The sequence below is a fragment of the Streptococcus sp. ST16 genome, assembly GCF_046098135.1.
Lineage (GTDB): Bacteria > Bacillota > Bacilli > Lactobacillales > Streptococcaceae > Streptococcus.
Genome location: NZ_JBJUSE010000003.1, coordinates 105,224 through 120,068, shown reverse-complemented (window position 1 = coordinate 120,068; position 14,845 = coordinate 105,224). Strand labels below are relative to the sequence as shown.

Here is a 14,845-nt window from a genome sequence, read left to right as displayed (position 1 = left end):
ATAGCTATAGTTAGCTAAGTCGACTCTAACGAAGGCTGGTGAGATTTTCGAAGAGTATTAGGAGGTCTTTATCTAATAACTATATAATACACGAGGAGACTTAAATTTTACTTAAGAAAAATTAACTTTTTTATCTTTTTCGATCCACCCAAATCATCCCTGTACAATCATAAATAGATAAAGTTTCAAATCCCAAAGAACGATAAAATCCCAAATTTTTCTCTGTTTGGTCTGTCACCAGTTGGACTTGATAGGCATCTTTATAATCACCTAAAGCCTCTTTCATCAAGTCGCTACCAATCCCTTGGCGCTGATAGCTAGGCAAAACGATCAAATCCTGGACAAAAATAGATGAAAAACCATCTCCGACCAAACGGACCAAGCCAACCACGGCATCTCCATCACGTGCCAAATAAATCGCTAATGAGTGAGACAAGGCCTTCTCCAACATTTGGGGTTGATGTGTATAATTTGTCCATCCAACTGCCTGATAGAGATGCAAAACATCCTCTAGCTTGACGATTTCTTGCTTTCTAATAGTTATCATCCCAATACCTCTCAGAATTCTCTTAAGCTCTTGTACTGCCGTCCATCTTTATCAAAGTTTTCAGGAACCAACCATGCTTCCAAACGATTTTTAACTTGAGGCCAGTCCTTATCAATCATAGCGAGCCAATCCGTATCCCTCGTGCGCCCCTTATAAACGACTGCCTGGCGGAAGGTTCCTTCATAGATAAAGCCCAAACGTTCCGCAGCTCGTCTTGATGGCAGATTTAGAGCATCGCATTTCCACTCATAGCGACGATAGTTAATCTCCTCAAAAACATAGCGAGCTAGGAGATATTGAGCCTCTGTCCCTATACGTGTTCCCCTGAGTTCTGTAGAAAAAGTGACAGCTCCCACTTCTATTACTCGGTTATTCTGGTCAATGCGCATGAGAGAAAATGTTCCCAAGACCTTACCAGTTGCCTTATCTATAATCACGTAGTAAAAACGGTCCTTACGAGCCAACATCTGATTTAAGACGGTAACCAGTTCCTCCATATCTGCCACTGGTTCCTGAAAGAGGTAGGTCCACATCTCCCGAGGAGTATCTGGACCATAAACAGCTAGCAAATCCTCTGCATGCTTCTCCACCGAAAGAGCCTCTATCCAAGCGTAGCGCCCTTCTAAGAAATCAATGGAAGGCAATTCACCTGGTGTATAACCTTTCATTGACTCACCAATTATCTGACCATATTCATTTACTGGCATAGCTTTCTCCTTGTTTTGCGCTGAAAATACTATATCATAATTTTCTCTATATGGAAACTAGCACTCTCCCCAAACTTCATCCTCAACACTACATTAGTGATCCGTTTTCTTTCTTTTCTCTTCTAAGGCTTGATTAATTCGTTGGGTGAGTTTGTGAGTTTGCCAGATTTGGTACAACCATATCAGTCCATAAATTAACAAGAAAAAGAACCACAGCAAGGGACTCAACAATGCTGAACCCCAGCCAAAAAATAGGTAGGTCAATACTAAAATAGTAGCTGTCGCTAACAAATGAACTCCTACACGCATACTATAAGCAAGAAACTCTAGCCTTTCAAGGATTAAGGTCAATACTCCCATAATTCCACTCATCAAAAACAAAGCTAGAATATTTTTTGTCGTTGGTGCAGGATAGGTAATACCTGAATAAAACTGAGCCAATAACACCAAACTCAAATAAACAAAGGAGGCCGTCCGCATTCCCGATACAAAATAAGCAATCAATCGCTTCATGATTTTCTCCTATAAACCTAAATAATCCATTAAGGACTTAACGTATTTCCGACTCACACTCGATTTGATACCCCGAGTCATCTTAGCCATCATGTTTCCTGAAAAACTATCCGATAATGACTCTAGATGGTCAATGTTTATAATTGAATGACGTGATATCTGTATAAAGTTACGCCGGTTAATCCGATTCTGAAAATTTGTCAATGTTTCCTTTGTTTTATAAATCCCGTCTACCGTATAAATGGTCAACAAATTCTTATCGATATCTGCTAGAATAAGATCCTCAATTTTTACCATAACCAGATGATCATCCGTTCGAATAGGAATGACCACCTGATTAGTCGTTGAAAATTGTTCTAAATACTCCATGACCTCTCTTGCTTGGTCGGTTAATCGAGCTGCCTGAATTAAAATGTGTGGGTCTTTTTCTGAAAACTCTGTCTTCATTTCAAAACGAATCTTCATTTTCTCTCCAATACATCTTTATTTTCTCTTGCTAAACACTTTAACAAATAAAAGCCAAAGAAGAATAGCGACGAGACTGATAATAACCACTATAAAGTATGTTTCTTCCTTTGTCAATAGTTCTTGCCAGTTGATTTGGATTCCCATTTTTTCTTGAAATTCCTGTAACAGACTGTTGTTTCCTGAAAATGCGGTCTCTAACCGATCTTTCATCAAGACTTGTCGATAGAGAGAAGCAATATAAGTTGCAGGGGTACATTTCATGAAAAGCTGTGCAGAATCAGGTAGTACTCCAATAGGGATATAAGTTCCTACTAAAAATCCAGAGGCAGTTCCCACTATCGTTGCCAGTTTCCCAAGGCTATCTACAGATTGAAAACGGTAAATCAAGAGAACATTTACCAAACTTGAAAGCAGACTGCTTAACAACATAATCAAAGCGATTTCCGGTAAATGACTGATAACTGGATTCTCTTTAAAATAAAAACTCATAACTGCAAACATAAATGCCTGCATGACAAAAGAAATAACAATACTACTGATTAGATAGGACGCCTGTAGGCCCCAGTTACCTAAATCTGTCAAGAAGAGATCTTGATCTACCTGATTTTCTCGGTCCTGTACCATTTGTTTAAAAGCCGTAAAACTGGTTGTCATCCCAGTCACATCCAACGTCCCACCCATCAGCCAGTTATTTAAAAGGTTCGTATTATCGGGGAGTTGGGACCAAGCATCCGTCAAGTTCTTCTGCAAAAAAATGATATAAAGGAGGAAGGAAATCAATGCCCCCAATAATGAGAAAAATACTCCCGAACGATTACGAAAATATAAGATAAAATTCCGTTTCAATAAAGCTAGCATTAGCGAACCTCTCTTCCTGTAAGTGCAATAAAGGCATCATCCATAGTACCTGGACGAAATTCAAAAGAATCAATTTCTTCTCGAACTTTTGCCAAATATTCAATAGCTTCCTGTGACGTCCTTGGATAAAAAAGATATTCCAACTCATTTTCTTCCTCTACTGTCATTCCAGTCTGTAGCAACTTTTCTAAATCTTTCATTTCTTTAAAACGAATTTTTAGGATATTAGATGCATACTGACTTTTAATAGCAGTCGCAGAACCTTTCGCAATCACTTTCCCATGATCAACGATATAAATCTGATCCGCTTCATCCGCTTCATCCAGATAATGAGTCGTTAAGATAATCGTCATACCTTCATCCTTTTGTAGCCGAGACAGTAGATCCCAGATGGATTTGCGAGTTTGAATATCAAGACCTGTCGTTGGTTCATCCAAGAAAAGAATATCTGGTCGCGAAAGAAGAGCACGCGCAATATCAACCCGACGTTTTTGCCCACCTGACAAGGTTCCATAGAGTTGTTTCTGGAAAGCAGTCAAACCCAGTTGATGAATCAAATCATCCACACGACTTACTGCAATCTCCTTATACTGTTGAGCACGAATCGTGAGATTTTCCCTAACCGTCAACATCTCATCCAGTACACTAGCTTGAAAAACAACTCCGATTTTCGTATTTGGCGCATATCGAATCTGACCTTGTGTCGGCTTTTCCAAACCGATTAACATGGAAATAGTGGTTGATTTCCCTGCACCATTGGGTCCCAAAATAGCATTGAAACTGCCTTTTTCAAACTCTAACTGAATATCGTCAACAGCCATATGATTGCCATACCGTTTAGTCAAATGTTTAGCTTGTAAAATCATATTTTCCCCTCCTCTTTACCTCACTAGTTTAACAAAAAGAATGAAAGAAAAATCGACTTTTGAGATAAGCAGTTAAAATGAAAGGCCAAGTGGTAAAATAATGGGGTTAAGTTAAAGTAGAGCAGGCTCGTTTTTCTCCTATCGAATCACTAGAGGAAGTTTAAAATCACTTACAACCAAACATTATATTTTTAAATATGCGCTATAAAAGAGGTGTTTTATAGTATCCGGCAGAAAACTCCAAGAGTCGGTAGTATTGTTCTCACCAAAGCAAACAATAAAAAATGAATCAGAAATCATGACACACACTCCCTTCTAGCAAAATGAAATTGCTGAATATGATATGATGGAATTTGAAGCAAGTAAGTATTGTCGTAAATTTGAAACCGCCATTAGTAAAACTTTTGACGATAAGTAGAGCTATTAGGAAAAGAATTTTCAATACAAGCAAAAACAGCTCTTGTTATCCAAGAAGAGCTGTTCTATTTTATGAAAGAGAGAGTCACTAGTGACCCTTGTGCTTCTCTCTACGTTTTTGCTGTTTGCGTTCAAATTTCTCTTGCTTGAGCAATTGCTTTTGGAGACTGGACTGTTGTTTTGAATGCTTTTTTCGTTCCTCGTGCTGTAACTGTAAAAGCTCTTGTGACTTAGAAGAAACTTCCTGCTTCACCTGTTTCTTTACAGCTCGCTGCAGACGCTTCGGATTCTTAATCTTCACATGCTGTTTGACTGTTGCCACTGGACTAAAAGATAGCCGAACAAACTGAGTCTGTAAAAGTTTCAAAATTTCATCCTCTTTTGGCTCCTGACCAAATGTCACACGACAAACTTGATAAGTTTCCTGATACTCTTGTTCAAACAATCCATGCCAAAATCCATCTTCAAAATAAACTGTCAAGCCAATTGAAATGATTTCCACGACAGCACCTCCTTAAATCTATCCCTAAGAATGGACAACCAAGGAGGAAGGTTACTGATAGGCTTGCCTACGTCTGGACTACCAACCAGAACTGTGTTTTTATCTTAGTTGGGACTATTATAGCACGGTTCAGCACTATCTACAAATTTTTCAAATGTGTATCAAAAAAATTTATCGTAGCAAACCAAGAGTCTACACTTTCTTTCATTAATAAGCGCCAATCTTTTCGATAACGATGATTCGGTTGATAAGCAACCGTCAACATATGCCCTGTTTCATGGTATTTTTTAAACAAAATGGATTTCCCCTTATAATGTGAAATAATATCATCTATCGCGGATGACGCATTCCATATTTCATCAACATCGCTTCCTAGTAATAATAAAGGAGAGGCAATTTTACTCACATCAATCTGAGCCCTACTATCTTCAGGAATATGTTTTCTAAAAAACTTGTTTAACAAATAATTTCCTAGTTGAAATTTTTGATACGTAAGTTCTTTTTGCAAATATGTCCAAGAAGATGAATGAGAGTTGAGTTTTCCCTTTATTCCCTCAAATATTACATTTGAGGGGGAATTGAGTACCAAACATTGCACATCATCCAAAATACTTTGTCCAGCCAGAACAAGCTCTGCTCCTTTAGAACGACCATATATTCCTATTTTTGTATCATCAACTTGAGGATGATGATATAGAAAATCTTTCGCTTCCTCCAGACATTCTATCGGAATTCGTTCTAAGTTTTGGGGTAATCCCTCTAAACCAAAATAAGCTATCGCAAGACAAATATAGCCTCTAGAAGATAAAAGTTGGGCAATGTTCTGAGCTTTTTCAATTCTTCCCTCACTACCGCTAACAATAATCACGGCTGGCGCCTTTCTTAACTTTTCATCATAAAATAATCGACCTTGAAAATGCTTATCATAAATATCTTGATACCTTATTCCCAGATTCATATAACGCCTTACAAAACTTTGCTCCGCGACCACATCTTTTCCCAGCCTGATTTTAATTTCAACACCAAAACAATCTCGCAATGGAATTCTATCAAGAGAACTAGGTAATCTCCTTTTCCTATTCTTCAACGGTTTCGCATTAAAGAACAAGCCCATTTCTGAAACCCCTTTATAAGATCCTGAAATAGCTGCTGTCTGAGAGGTATCAATCATACCGCCCTGATCAGATAAAAAAATTGCGGTTGATTTCCACACGACATCATGATCTAAAAGTAAGGGAGCGTTTATACAGTAATAATCAGACAGGTACATTTCTACACAATACCTTGTCCTTGGTTCTAAACCATTGATAGTAATATAAAAAGATTCATCTGCTAAGTCAGTTTGTGAAATCAGTTCAATGTTTACAGTCATGCCTTCTCCTTTTGTTAATATACTTAACAACCAAATTTAAAATTTACCGTGACTTTCACCACGGTAATCCTCCCCATACATTTTCAATATCATCCATCAATTTCACAACTGTTTGAAGCTCTTCCTCGCTATAGTTGTTTAAAACTGAAAAGACCGATTTTTCAATATATGCTTGTTGCTCCTTATGGATTTTAAAAACTTCGATACCTTTTTCAGATAATCTCAAATATTTATTTTTCCCATTATTCGGAGCAAAATCAAAAACAACTAAATTTTTTTGAATTAATCTCCTAACACTTTGAGTTATTGCACTTCTCGAAACTTTTAATAATTCAGATAATTTCACTAGATTTAAGGGCTGATTTTTCCCAATCACAACAATCAAATGTACCTCATTCAAAGTAATGGATTTGTCAACACTAATTTTATGTTGATTTTTTTTTAACTGTTCAAACGCTAAAATAAATCTATTGAAACGATTATTAAATGTAATAAATTCTTTTTTATCCATAATCTCTCTTTTCTTTGTTAATTATATTAACAAAAAAGAAACTTCCTGTCAAATAAAAATCCCCCAGATTCTACTCTGAAGGATTCCTATCTTATTTCAAAACGATATTAACGAGTTTGTTAGGTACCGCAATCACCTTCACGATTTCCTTACCGTCAATTTCTGCTTTGACTTTTTCGTCAGCCAGAGCAATTTCTTGCAATTCTTCGCGTGATAGATCTTTAGCAACCATGAGTTTGGCACGGACTTTTCCTTTGATTTGGACGACGATTTCAATTTCGTCTTCAACCAATTTGCTTTCGTCCCAAGTTGGCCAAGTTACGTAAGAGATGGACTCACCTGTTGCTGCGACTGTTTGCCAGAGCTCTTCTGCCAAGTGTGGCGCAACTGGGGCAAGCAATTGGATAAATCCTTTGGCATAATCCACATAGAGTTTGTCTTCCTTGTTAGCCGCGTTGACAAAGACCATGAGTTGGGCAATGTCTGTGTTGAACTTCATCGACTCGATTTGCTCAGTAACAGCTTTAACGGTTTCATTATAAACCTTGTCAAGAGCGCCATTGTTTTCCGCAACGATTTCTTTGCTTGTAATCAAACGGTAAACACGGTCAAGGAATTTACGGCTTCCTTCCAGACCTTCTTCCGACCAAGCAATCGAAGCATCGAGTGGCCCCATGAACATTTCATAGACACGAAGAGTATCAGCACCGTATTGTTCCACCACATCATCTGGGTTAACCACGTTCTTGAGGGATTTAGACATCTTGGCTGGCGCTTGCTCCAACTCTTCTCCTGTTTCCACATGGAAGAAGGAGCCATCACGTTTTTCAACCTTATCAGTTGCCACAAGAGCCCCACGATGGTCACGGTAGCTTGTTCCTAAGATCATTCCTTGGTTAAAGAGTTTTTGGAATGGCTCTTTAGTTGGAACAACACCAAGATCATAGAGGAATTTATGCCAGAAACGAGCGTAAAGCAAGTGAAGTACAGCATGCTCTGCCCCACCCACGTAGATATCCACTGGCAACCATTGTTTGAGGAGCTCCTCATCAGCCAATTTCTCAGTGTTATGTGGATCAATATAGCGGAGGTAGTACCAGCTTGAGCCAGCCCATTGTGGCATGGTGTTGGTCTCACGACGACCTTTGACGCCATCTTCACGAGTCACTTCCAGCCAGTCTGTCAAGTTAGCCAATGGGCTTTCACCAGTACCTGAAGGGCGGATGTCCTTGGTGACTGGCAAGACAAGAGGGAGTTCATTTTCAGGAACAGCTGTTGAAGTCCCATCTTCCCAATGGATGATTGGAATTGGCTCACCCCAGTAACGTTGACGGCTAAAGAGCCAGTCGCGGAGACGGTAAGTCACCTTCTCTTGACCACAGCCTTTTTCTTCTAACCAAGCTACAATTTTAGCAATCGCTTCTTCTTTGTTGAGACCATCTAAGAAGTCAGAGTTGACGTGAAGGCCATCTTCTGTGTAAGCTGCTTCTGCTACGTTTCCACCTTCCAGTACTTCTACGATTGGAAGGCCAAATTGTTTGGCAAATTCCCAGTCACGTTCATCGTGGGCAGGGACGGCCATAACAGCACCTGTTCCGTAGCTAGCGAGAACGTAGTCGGCAATCCAGATTGGGATTTCTTTACCGTTGACAGGGTTGATAGCATAAGCGCCAGTCCAAACCCCTGTTTTTTCCTTGGCAAGGTCTGTACGAGCCAAGTCAGACTTGAGACTAGCTTGGTGTTTGTAGTCCGCTACAGCCTCAGCTTGTTCAGCTGTTGTGATGGCATCTACCAAGTCATGCTCAGGAGCCAAGACTGTGAAGGTCGCACCGAAAAGCGTATCAGGACGAGTAGTAAAGACGGTAAATTCCTTGTCAGTCCCTTTCACTTTAAAAGTGACATTAGCACCAGTTGATTTCCCAATCCAGTTACGTTGCATTTCCTTGATAGACTCTGGCCAATCCAACTCATCCAAGTCAGTCAGCAAGCGCTCTGCATAGGCCGTGATTTTAAGCATCCATTGGCGCATTGGTTTGCGGACAACGGGATAGCCACCACGCTCAGAAGTTCCATCAGGAAGCACTTCTTCATTGGCAATGGCTGTTCCTAGTTCCTCAACCCAGTTTACCGGTACTTCCGCTTCATAGGCCAAACCTTTTTCGTAAAGCTTGGTGAAGATCCATTGAGTCCATTTGTAGTAGTTTGGATCTGTTGTGTTGACTTCACGATCCCAGTCGTAAGAGAATCCAAGCGCATTGATTTGACGTTTAAAGTTAGCAATGTTTTCTGCTGTAAATTCTGCTGGGTCATTCCCCGTATCCATAGCGTATTGCTCTGCAGGCAAACCAAAGGCATCCCATCCCATTGGGTGAAGGACGTTGTATCCTTGCGCACGTTTGTAACGGCTGAGGATATCAGTTGCAGTATAACCTTCTGGGTGTCCTACGTGCAATCCAGCTCCTGAAGGATATGGGAACATATCGAGAGCATAAAACTTCGGTTTTGATGCATCTGTTCCTGTCTTAAATGTATGATGTTTCGCCCAGTAGCCCTGCCACTTAGGCTCAATTTCTTTATGATTGTAAAAACTCATGGTCTCTCTCCAATTTTATGATGTTACTATTATACCATTTTTAGGGGAATTTGAAAGACGAGAAATGTTCTTTTAGACTTGGATAACAAGAAATACTGAGTCGCAAATCCACCTTATTTAACAGGAAAAAAATTAGCTCCTAATCGGAGCTAACTTCTATCAATTTTTTATTTCTTCCATCTTCTCACGTCCTAGTTCACGGTAACTACGGTCACCGACGATTTCAACAGTAAACTGGCCATCTTCATATTCAAGGATGGTCACACTACCGTTGTCTAAGCCGTGTGGATGCATGCCATTAATCAGATAAACAATGGTTCCAATGGTCATCCCATGGCTGACAACAAGGGCGTTCCCACCACCTTGCTCTTCCATTTCTTTGGCAATAGACTCGAAGCCATCTCTGATACGAGCACTGAGTTTTTCCCAGCCTTCAGCCCAACCAGCAGTATCAACTTCTACCAAGCCTTCAGCTAGCTCTGCATAGGATAACTGATGAACATGATCCACCTTGAAAACACGAGGAATGACCCCCATAAAGAGGTCTCCATCATAGGCTCCATCAAAACTACCAAAGCACCACTCACGGATTCGCTTATCCATGCGGTAAGGGATTTTTCCCTGCAGGTCAAGTTCTTCTAGGATAATTCCCATTGTTTGAATCGTACGCCCTGAATCACTGGAATAAGCACGGTCAAACTGCAAACCAGACTCTCTCAAGCCAATACCCAACTCATGAATTCCTAACTCACCTTCTGCAGTTAGAGGCGTATCACTCCATCCTTGAGCCCGTCCAATCGTGTTAAACATGGTTTTTCCATGACGGACCAAGTACAATCTTACTTTAGACATTTTCTATCCTCCATTTTCTTCTATTATATCATGGATCAAAGAAATATTTGGCTTTCAAAAGCAAAGCTCCTTCTCCTAATTTTACCACAAGAAAAGCTACCCTCATGGTAGCTTCCCTAGGAGATTATTATGAAAAAGTTTAGGATTTCTATTAAATAAAGTTAGGAGGTCTTTATTTAATGATTATAGTATACACAGTCATCCTTAAACTCAACTTAAAACCTCTCTCTTTTTTATTAATTTTTAAAACTATGGATTGGAGCAGGGATTTGACCTCCACGAGAGATGAAATCGACAGACGAAGCCCCATTTACCTTCATAACTGGAGCCGTCCCTAGCAAACCACCGAACTCAATCATATCGCCTTCTTTGCCCTTTGGAATAATACGGACGGCCGTTGTTTTCATGTTAATGACACCGATTGCCGCCTCATCCGCAATCATAGCCGCAATGGTTTCAGCAGGCGTATCTTCCGGAATAGCAATCATATCCAGCCCAACAGAACAGATAGCCGTCATGGCCTCCAGTTTCTCCAAATTCAGAGAGCCATTTTGCACCGCAGCAATCATCCCCTCATCTTCAGAAACAGGGATAAAAGCACCTGATAAGCCACCGACCTGATTACAAGCCATGACCCCGCCCTTCTTAACTTGGTCATTCAAAAGAGCGAGTGCAGCAGTTGTCCCATGCGTTCCCACTGTTTCTAGCCCCATCTCTTCAAGAACACGAGCCACTGAGTCTCCAACCGCAGGAGTCGGAGCCAAACTTAGGTCCACGATCCCAAAGTCGACCCCAAGGCGTTCACTCGCCATTTGACCGACTAGCTGACCTATACGAGTAATCTTAAAGGCTGTTTTCTTGACTGTCTCAGCTACTACATCAAAACTCTGGCCACGAACTTTCTCCAAGGCACGTTTAACGACACCAGGACCTGAGACTCCAACATTGATGATGACATCTGCTTCACCGACACCATGGAAGGCCCCTGCCATAAAAGGATTGTCCTCAACAGCGTTAGCAAATACGACCAACTTGGCTGCACCCATATCTGATAGCTCAGCTGTTTCCTTGATGATACGTCCCATATCTGCAACTGCAGTCATGTTGATACCTGACTTGGTTGAACCAATGTTGACGGATGAACAAACCTTGTCTGTCTCAGCAAGAGCACGGGGGATCGAATTGATGAGAATCTCATCTCCTTTTTGGTAGCCTTTTTGTACCAAGGCCGAAAAACCTCCGATAAAGTCAACACCAATCTCCTTGGCAGCCTTATCAAGTGCCTTTGCCAAAACGACATAGTCCGTCGCATCTGTCGCTGCTCCAATCAAGGAAATTGGAGTCACCGATACCCGTTTATTGACAATAGGAATCCCAAGTTCTGCAGCAATTTCGTCTCCTACAGCCACTAGATTTGCAGCTTTAGTTGTGATTTTTTGGTAAATCTTTTCAGCAGCACGTTCAATATCTGGATCAATACAGTCCAAAAGGGAAATCCCCATGGTGATGGTTCTGATATCGAAGTTCTGCTCTTCGATCATGGCAATGGTTTCCGTAACTTGTCTAATATCCATAGCCACCTCCTAGATATTGTACATGGCGTCAAAAATTGCCGCACTTTGAATATTGATTTTCACATTCAAGGTCTGGCCGAAAGTTTCAAACTCATTTCGCAGAGTGGTGAAATCCTGCTTTTTATCACTAGATACAACTGCCATCATTGTAAAATACTCATCCAGTACTGTTTGAGAAATATCATCAATATTCAAATCCAATTCTGCAATCTTAGTAGACACGCCTGCAACAATACCAGCCTTGTCCTTGCCAACCACTGTAATAATAGCCTTCATCCTTATACCCCATTTCTACAATTTTTAGAAAACCTGAACGTTTTTGATTTTCTTTTTTCCTAGTATAGCATATTTCCATAGAAAATACTAAAAAACGCCTGCTTACGAAGTTGTTCTTAAACAAAAAAACAATTTCGTAAACAAGCGTCTACCCTATCAAATGATGATGAGTGTTCCCGCTAGGACTGAAGTCCCAGCGGTAGACCAGAGCTAGACTAAGAGCACAAGACTCCATCATCATAACACTCAACAAAATTGATGATTTTATACTAATTCGATGATCGCCATTGGCGCAGCATCACCACGACGTGGTTCAGTTTTAAGGATACGAGTGTATCCACCGTTACGTTCAGCATAACGAGGTGCGATTTCTGAGAACAATTTTTGAAGAGCTGTAGTAGAAGTGTACTTATCAGTTGCTTCATCATAGTTTTCAGATGCGATTTCATTACGTACGAAAGCAGCTGCTTGACGACGTGCATGCAAATCACCACGTTTACCTAGAGTAATCATTTTTTCAACAGTTTTACGGATTTCTTTAGCACGAGCTTCAGTTGTCACGATTGATTCGTTGATCAAAAGGTCAGTTGTCAAATCGCGAAGCATTGCTTTACGTTGTGAGCTAGTGCGTCCTAGTTTACGGTAAGCCATGTATTCCTCCTTTATTTATCTTTTAATCCAAGACCCAAGTCAATGAGTTTGAGTTTCACTTCTTCCAAACTCTTGCGTCCAAGATTTCGTACTTTCATCATCTCTGCTTCAGATTTTTCTGTCAAATCATGCACAGTATTGATACCGGCACGTTTCAAACAGTTGTATGAACGCACAGACAAGTCCAGTTCCTCAATCGTCCGATCCAAAATACGATCGTCAGATTCAGTATCAGCTTCTTTCATCACTTCTGCAGATTTAGCAATCTCTGTAAGATTTGTAAACAAATCAAGATGTTCTGTCAAGATACGTGCTGAAAGCCCTAAAGCATCTTCTGGAATAATTGTTCCATTTGTCAAGATTTCAAGGGTTAATTTGTCAAAACCATCGTTACTACCTACACGAGCAGGTTCAACTTGATAGTTGACTTTTGTAACTGGTGTATAAATAGAATCTACAGCAAGTGTTCCAACTGGTGCATTATCTTTTTTGTTTTCATCAGCAGGTACATATCCACGACCACTGTTAACAGTCATTGTCGCCTTCAGAGAAGAACCTTCACCGATTGTAAAGAGATAATGATCTGGATTTACAATCTCAATATCACTGTCAGTCAAAATATCTCCAGCTGTAATTTCAGCAGGACCTTCAACGTCAAGCTCAATGATTTTTTCGTCTTCAACGTATGATTTCACTGCAATTCCTTTAATGTTCAGAATGATTTGCATCACGTCTTCACGAACACCTGGAACTGTGTCAAACTCATGTAACACACCATCAATGTTGATAGATGTCACAGCTGCTCCTGGTAGAGAAGCTAGTAGTACACGACGAAGAGAGTTACCAAGAGTTGTACCGTAGCCACGTTCAAGTGGTTCGATTACAAACTTGCCATAATCTTTATTTTCATCAATTTTTGTTATATTTGGTTTTTCAAACTCAATCATTTAGTTACTCCCTCTTAAACGAAAAGCAGTGTAATGCGATGATTATACACGGCGACGTTTTGGAGGACGAGCACCATTGTGTGGCACTGGAGTCACATCACGAATTGCTGTTACTTCAAGACCAGCGGCAGCAAGCGCACGAATAGCTGACTCACGACCAGAACCTGGACCTTTTACAGTAACTTCAACTGATTTAAGACCGTGTTCTTGTGCAGATTTAGCAGCAGCTTCAGAAGCCATTTGAGCAGCGAATGGTGTAGATTTACGAGAACCTTTGAAACCAAGAGCACCAGCTGATGACCAAGCAATTGCATTACCATGCACATCAGTAATCATAACAATAGTGTTATTAAATGTAGCGTGAATATGAGCAATACCAGATTCGATATTCTTTTTCACACGACGTTTACGTGTTGGTTTAGCCAAGACTTTTACCTCCTATATTATTTTTTCTTACCAGCAATCGCAACAGCTTTACCTTTACGAGTGCGAGCGTTGTTTTTAGTGTTTTGTCCACGGACAGGAAGTCCACGACGGTGACGAATACCACGGTATGAACCGATTTCCATCAAACGTTTAATGTTCAAGTTTACTTCACGACGAAGGTCACCTTCAACTTTGATTGCATCCACTTCACGACGGATAGCATCTTCTTGATCTGATGTAAGGTCACGTACACGAACATCTTCTGAGATTCCAGCAGCAGCCAAAATTTTCTTAGATGTTGAAAGTCCGATACCATAAACGTAAGTCAATGAGATTACTACGCGTTTGTCATTTGGAATGTCAACTCCAGCAATACGAGCCATATTTTCTCCTTTCTATCTTATCCTTGACGTTGTTTGTGTTTTGGATTTGCTGGGCAAATTACCATAACACGACCATTACGACGAATTACTTTACAGTATTCGCAAATTGGTTTGACCGATGGTCTTACTTTCATTTCTTATCCCTCCAAGTTTTTCGATTATTTAAAGCGGTAAGTGATACGTCCACGTGTCAAGTCATATGGACTCATCTCGACAGTAACACGATCTCCCGCTAAAATACGAATATAGTTTTTACGAATTTTACCAGAAACTGTTGCTAAAATCTGATGTCCATTTTCAAGTTCAACCGTAAACATTGCGTTCGGCATTGTATCGACTACTTTGCCTTCAACTTCAATCACATCGTCTTTTGCCACGCAAA

At 40.3% G+C, this 14,845-nt stretch carries 19 protein-coding genes; all 19 read right to left on the bottom strand.

Annotated elements, in window-relative coordinates:
- Positions 1 to 130: 130 nt before the first annotated feature.
- The 19 genes from ACIY14_RS03435 to infA all read right to left on the bottom strand — a co-directional run bounded on the left by ACIY14_RS03435 (position 131) and on the right by infA (position 14,840).
- The gene (locus ACIY14_RS03435) at positions 131 to 547 is read right to left on the bottom strand and encodes a GNAT family N-acetyltransferase (protein WP_409001524.1); all 417 of its coding nucleotides are present in this window, start codon (positions 545 to 547) and stop codon (positions 131 to 133) included.
- A gap of 11 nt (positions 548 to 558) precedes the next feature.
- Entirely contained in the window at positions 559 to 1,254 is a 696-nt protein-coding gene (locus tag ACIY14_RS03430; RefSeq protein WP_409001523.1) for a GNAT family N-acetyltransferase, read from the bottom strand.
- A gap of 93 nt (positions 1,255 to 1,347) precedes the next feature.
- Entirely contained in the window at positions 1,348 to 1,767 is a 420-nt protein-coding gene (locus tag ACIY14_RS03425; RefSeq protein WP_250315424.1) for a DUF3021 domain-containing protein, read from the bottom strand.
- Between the two features lie 9 nt (positions 1,768 to 1,776).
- The gene (locus ACIY14_RS03420) at positions 1,777 to 2,232 is read right to left on the bottom strand and encodes a LytTR family DNA-binding domain-containing protein (protein WP_409001522.1); all 456 of its coding nucleotides are present in this window, start codon (positions 2,230 to 2,232) and stop codon (positions 1,777 to 1,779) included.
- 18 nt (positions 2,233 to 2,250) lie between these two features.
- Positions 2,251 to 3,093: an ABC transporter permease gene (locus ACIY14_RS03415; RefSeq protein ID WP_409001521.1), complete on the bottom strand. Its 843-nt coding sequence runs from the start codon at positions 3,091 to 3,093 to the stop codon at positions 2,251 to 2,253.
- A complete protein-coding gene (locus ACIY14_RS03410) occupies positions 3,093 to 3,959 on the bottom strand; it encodes an ATP-binding cassette domain-containing protein (RefSeq protein WP_409001520.1) in 867 nt (288 codons plus the stop codon). Before ACIY14_RS03410 ends, ACIY14_RS03415 begins: the two co-directional genes overlap by 1 nt.
- Positions 3,960 to 4,464: 505 nt before the next feature.
- Positions 4,465 to 4,878: a YjdF family protein gene (locus ACIY14_RS03405; RefSeq protein WP_409001519.1), complete on the bottom strand. Its 414-nt coding sequence runs from the start codon at positions 4,876 to 4,878 to the stop codon at positions 4,465 to 4,467.
- 139 nt (positions 4,879 to 5,017) lie between these two features.
- Positions 5,018 to 6,250, bottom strand: a complete 1,233-nt coding sequence (locus ACIY14_RS03400) for an acyl-CoA thioester hydrolase/BAAT C-terminal domain-containing protein (protein ID WP_409001518.1) — start codon at positions 6,248 to 6,250, stop codon at positions 5,018 to 5,020.
- Positions 6,251 to 6,305: 55 nt separating this feature from the next.
- Entirely contained in the window at positions 6,306 to 6,761 is a 456-nt protein-coding gene (locus tag ACIY14_RS03395) for a MarR family winged helix-turn-helix transcriptional regulator (RefSeq protein ID WP_409001517.1), read from the bottom strand.
- A 91-nt stretch (positions 6,762 to 6,852) separates the two neighbouring features.
- Positions 6,853 to 9,354 carry a leucine--tRNA ligase gene (leuS, locus tag ACIY14_RS03390; RefSeq protein WP_409001516.1) on the bottom strand — a complete coding sequence of 834 codons (2,502 nt, stop codon included), beginning with the start codon at positions 9,352 to 9,354 and terminating at the stop codon, positions 6,853 to 6,855.
- A gap of 159 nt (positions 9,355 to 9,513) precedes the next feature.
- Positions 9,514 to 10,206 (bottom strand): histidine phosphatase family protein, encoded by a 693-nt coding sequence (locus ACIY14_RS03385; RefSeq protein WP_409001515.1) that lies wholly within the window; start codon positions 10,204 to 10,206, stop codon positions 9,514 to 9,516.
- A gap of 236 nt (positions 10,207 to 10,442) precedes the next feature.
- Positions 10,443 to 11,780, bottom strand: a complete 1,338-nt coding sequence (locus tag ACIY14_RS03380; protein WP_409001514.1) for a PFL family protein — start codon at positions 11,778 to 11,780, stop codon at positions 10,443 to 10,445.
- A gap of 9 nt (positions 11,781 to 11,789) precedes the next feature.
- On the bottom strand, positions 11,790 to 12,056 hold the full coding sequence (locus ACIY14_RS03375) for an ACT domain-containing protein (RefSeq protein WP_409001513.1): 267 nt from the start codon (positions 12,054 to 12,056) through the stop codon (positions 11,790 to 11,792).
- A 264-nt stretch (positions 12,057 to 12,320) separates the two neighbouring features.
- Positions 12,321 to 12,707, bottom strand: a complete 387-nt coding sequence (gene rplQ, locus ACIY14_RS03370; protein ID WP_000331493.1) for a 50S ribosomal protein L17 — start codon at positions 12,705 to 12,707, stop codon at positions 12,321 to 12,323.
- A gap of 11 nt (positions 12,708 to 12,718) precedes the next feature.
- Positions 12,719 to 13,654 (bottom strand): DNA-directed RNA polymerase subunit alpha, encoded by a 936-nt coding sequence (locus ACIY14_RS03365; RefSeq protein WP_000568983.1) that lies wholly within the window; start codon positions 13,652 to 13,654, stop codon positions 12,719 to 12,721.
- Positions 13,655 to 13,696: 42 nt separating this feature from the next.
- Complete coding sequence (gene rpsK, locus ACIY14_RS03360; RefSeq protein WP_001118385.1) at positions 13,697 to 14,080, bottom strand: 30S ribosomal protein S11; 384 nt, start codon at positions 14,078 to 14,080, stop codon at positions 13,697 to 13,699.
- 17 nt (positions 14,081 to 14,097) lie between these two features.
- Complete coding sequence (gene rpsM, locus ACIY14_RS03355) at positions 14,098 to 14,463, bottom strand: 30S ribosomal protein S13 (RefSeq protein ID WP_000090786.1); 366 nt, start codon at positions 14,461 to 14,463, stop codon at positions 14,098 to 14,100.
- Positions 14,464 to 14,480: 17 nt separating this feature from the next.
- On the bottom strand, positions 14,481 to 14,597 hold the full coding sequence (rpmJ, locus tag ACIY14_RS03350) for a 50S ribosomal protein L36 (protein WP_001808836.1): 117 nt from the start codon (positions 14,595 to 14,597) through the stop codon (positions 14,481 to 14,483).
- A 24-nt stretch (positions 14,598 to 14,621) separates the two neighbouring features.
- On the bottom strand, positions 14,622 to 14,840 hold the full coding sequence (gene infA / locus ACIY14_RS03345) for a translation initiation factor IF-1 (protein ID WP_001029883.1): 219 nt from the start codon (positions 14,838 to 14,840) through the stop codon (positions 14,622 to 14,624).
- Positions 14,841 to 14,845: the final 5 nt, after the last annotated feature.

Bases quoted from the DNA above. Each gene is read 5' to 3' on its own strand.
- ACIY14_RS03435 (WP_409001524.1), bottom strand. From the start codon at position 547: ATGATAACTATTAGAAAGCAAGAAATCGTCAAGCTAGAGGATGTTTTG.
- ACIY14_RS03430 (WP_409001523.1), bottom strand. From the start codon at position 1,254: ATGCCAGTAAATGAATATGGTCAGATAATTGGTGAGTCAATGAAAGGT.
- ACIY14_RS03425 (WP_250315424.1), bottom strand. From the start codon at position 1,767: ATGAAGCGATTGATTGCTTATTTTGTATCGGGAATGCGGACGGCCTCC.
- ACIY14_RS03420 (WP_409001522.1), bottom strand. From the start codon at position 2,232: ATGAAGATTCGTTTTGAAATGAAGACAGAGTTTTCAGAAAAAGACCCA.
- ACIY14_RS03415 (WP_409001521.1), bottom strand. From the start codon at position 3,093: ATGCTAGCTTTATTGAAACGGAATTTTATCTTATATTTTCGTAATCGT.
- ACIY14_RS03410 (WP_409001520.1), bottom strand. From the start codon at position 3,959: ATGATTTTACAAGCTAAACATTTGACTAAACGGTATGGCAATCATATG.
- ACIY14_RS03400 (WP_409001518.1), bottom strand. From the start codon at position 6,250: ATGACTGTAAACATTGAACTGATTTCACAAACTGACTTAGCAGATGAA.
- ACIY14_RS03395 (WP_409001517.1), bottom strand. From the start codon at position 6,761: ATGGATAAAAAAGAATTTATTACATTTAATAATCGTTTCAATAGATTT.
- leuS (WP_409001516.1), bottom strand. From the start codon at position 9,354: ATGAGTTTTTACAATCATAAAGAAATTGAGCCTAAGTGGCAGGGCTAC.
- ACIY14_RS03385 (WP_409001515.1), bottom strand. From the start codon at position 10,206: ATGTCTAAAGTAAGATTGTACTTGGTCCGTCATGGAAAAACCATGTTT.
- ACIY14_RS03380 (WP_409001514.1), bottom strand. From the start codon at position 11,780: ATGGATATTAGACAAGTTACGGAAACCATTGCCATGATCGAAGAGCAG.
- ACIY14_RS03375 (WP_409001513.1), bottom strand. From the start codon at position 12,056: ATGAAGGCTATTATTACAGTGGTTGGCAAGGACAAGGCTGGTATTGTT.
- rplQ (WP_000331493.1), bottom strand. From the start codon at position 12,707: ATGGCTTACCGTAAACTAGGACGCACTAGCTCACAACGTAAAGCAATG.
- ACIY14_RS03365 (WP_000568983.1), bottom strand. From the start codon at position 13,654: ATGATTGAGTTTGAAAAACCAAATATAACAAAAATTGATGAAAATAAA.
- rpsM (WP_000090786.1), bottom strand. From the start codon at position 14,463: ATGGCTCGTATTGCTGGAGTTGACATTCCAAATGACAAACGCGTAGTA.
- rpmJ (WP_001808836.1), bottom strand. From the start codon at position 14,597: ATGAAAGTAAGACCATCGGTCAAACCAATTTGCGAATACTGTAAAGTA.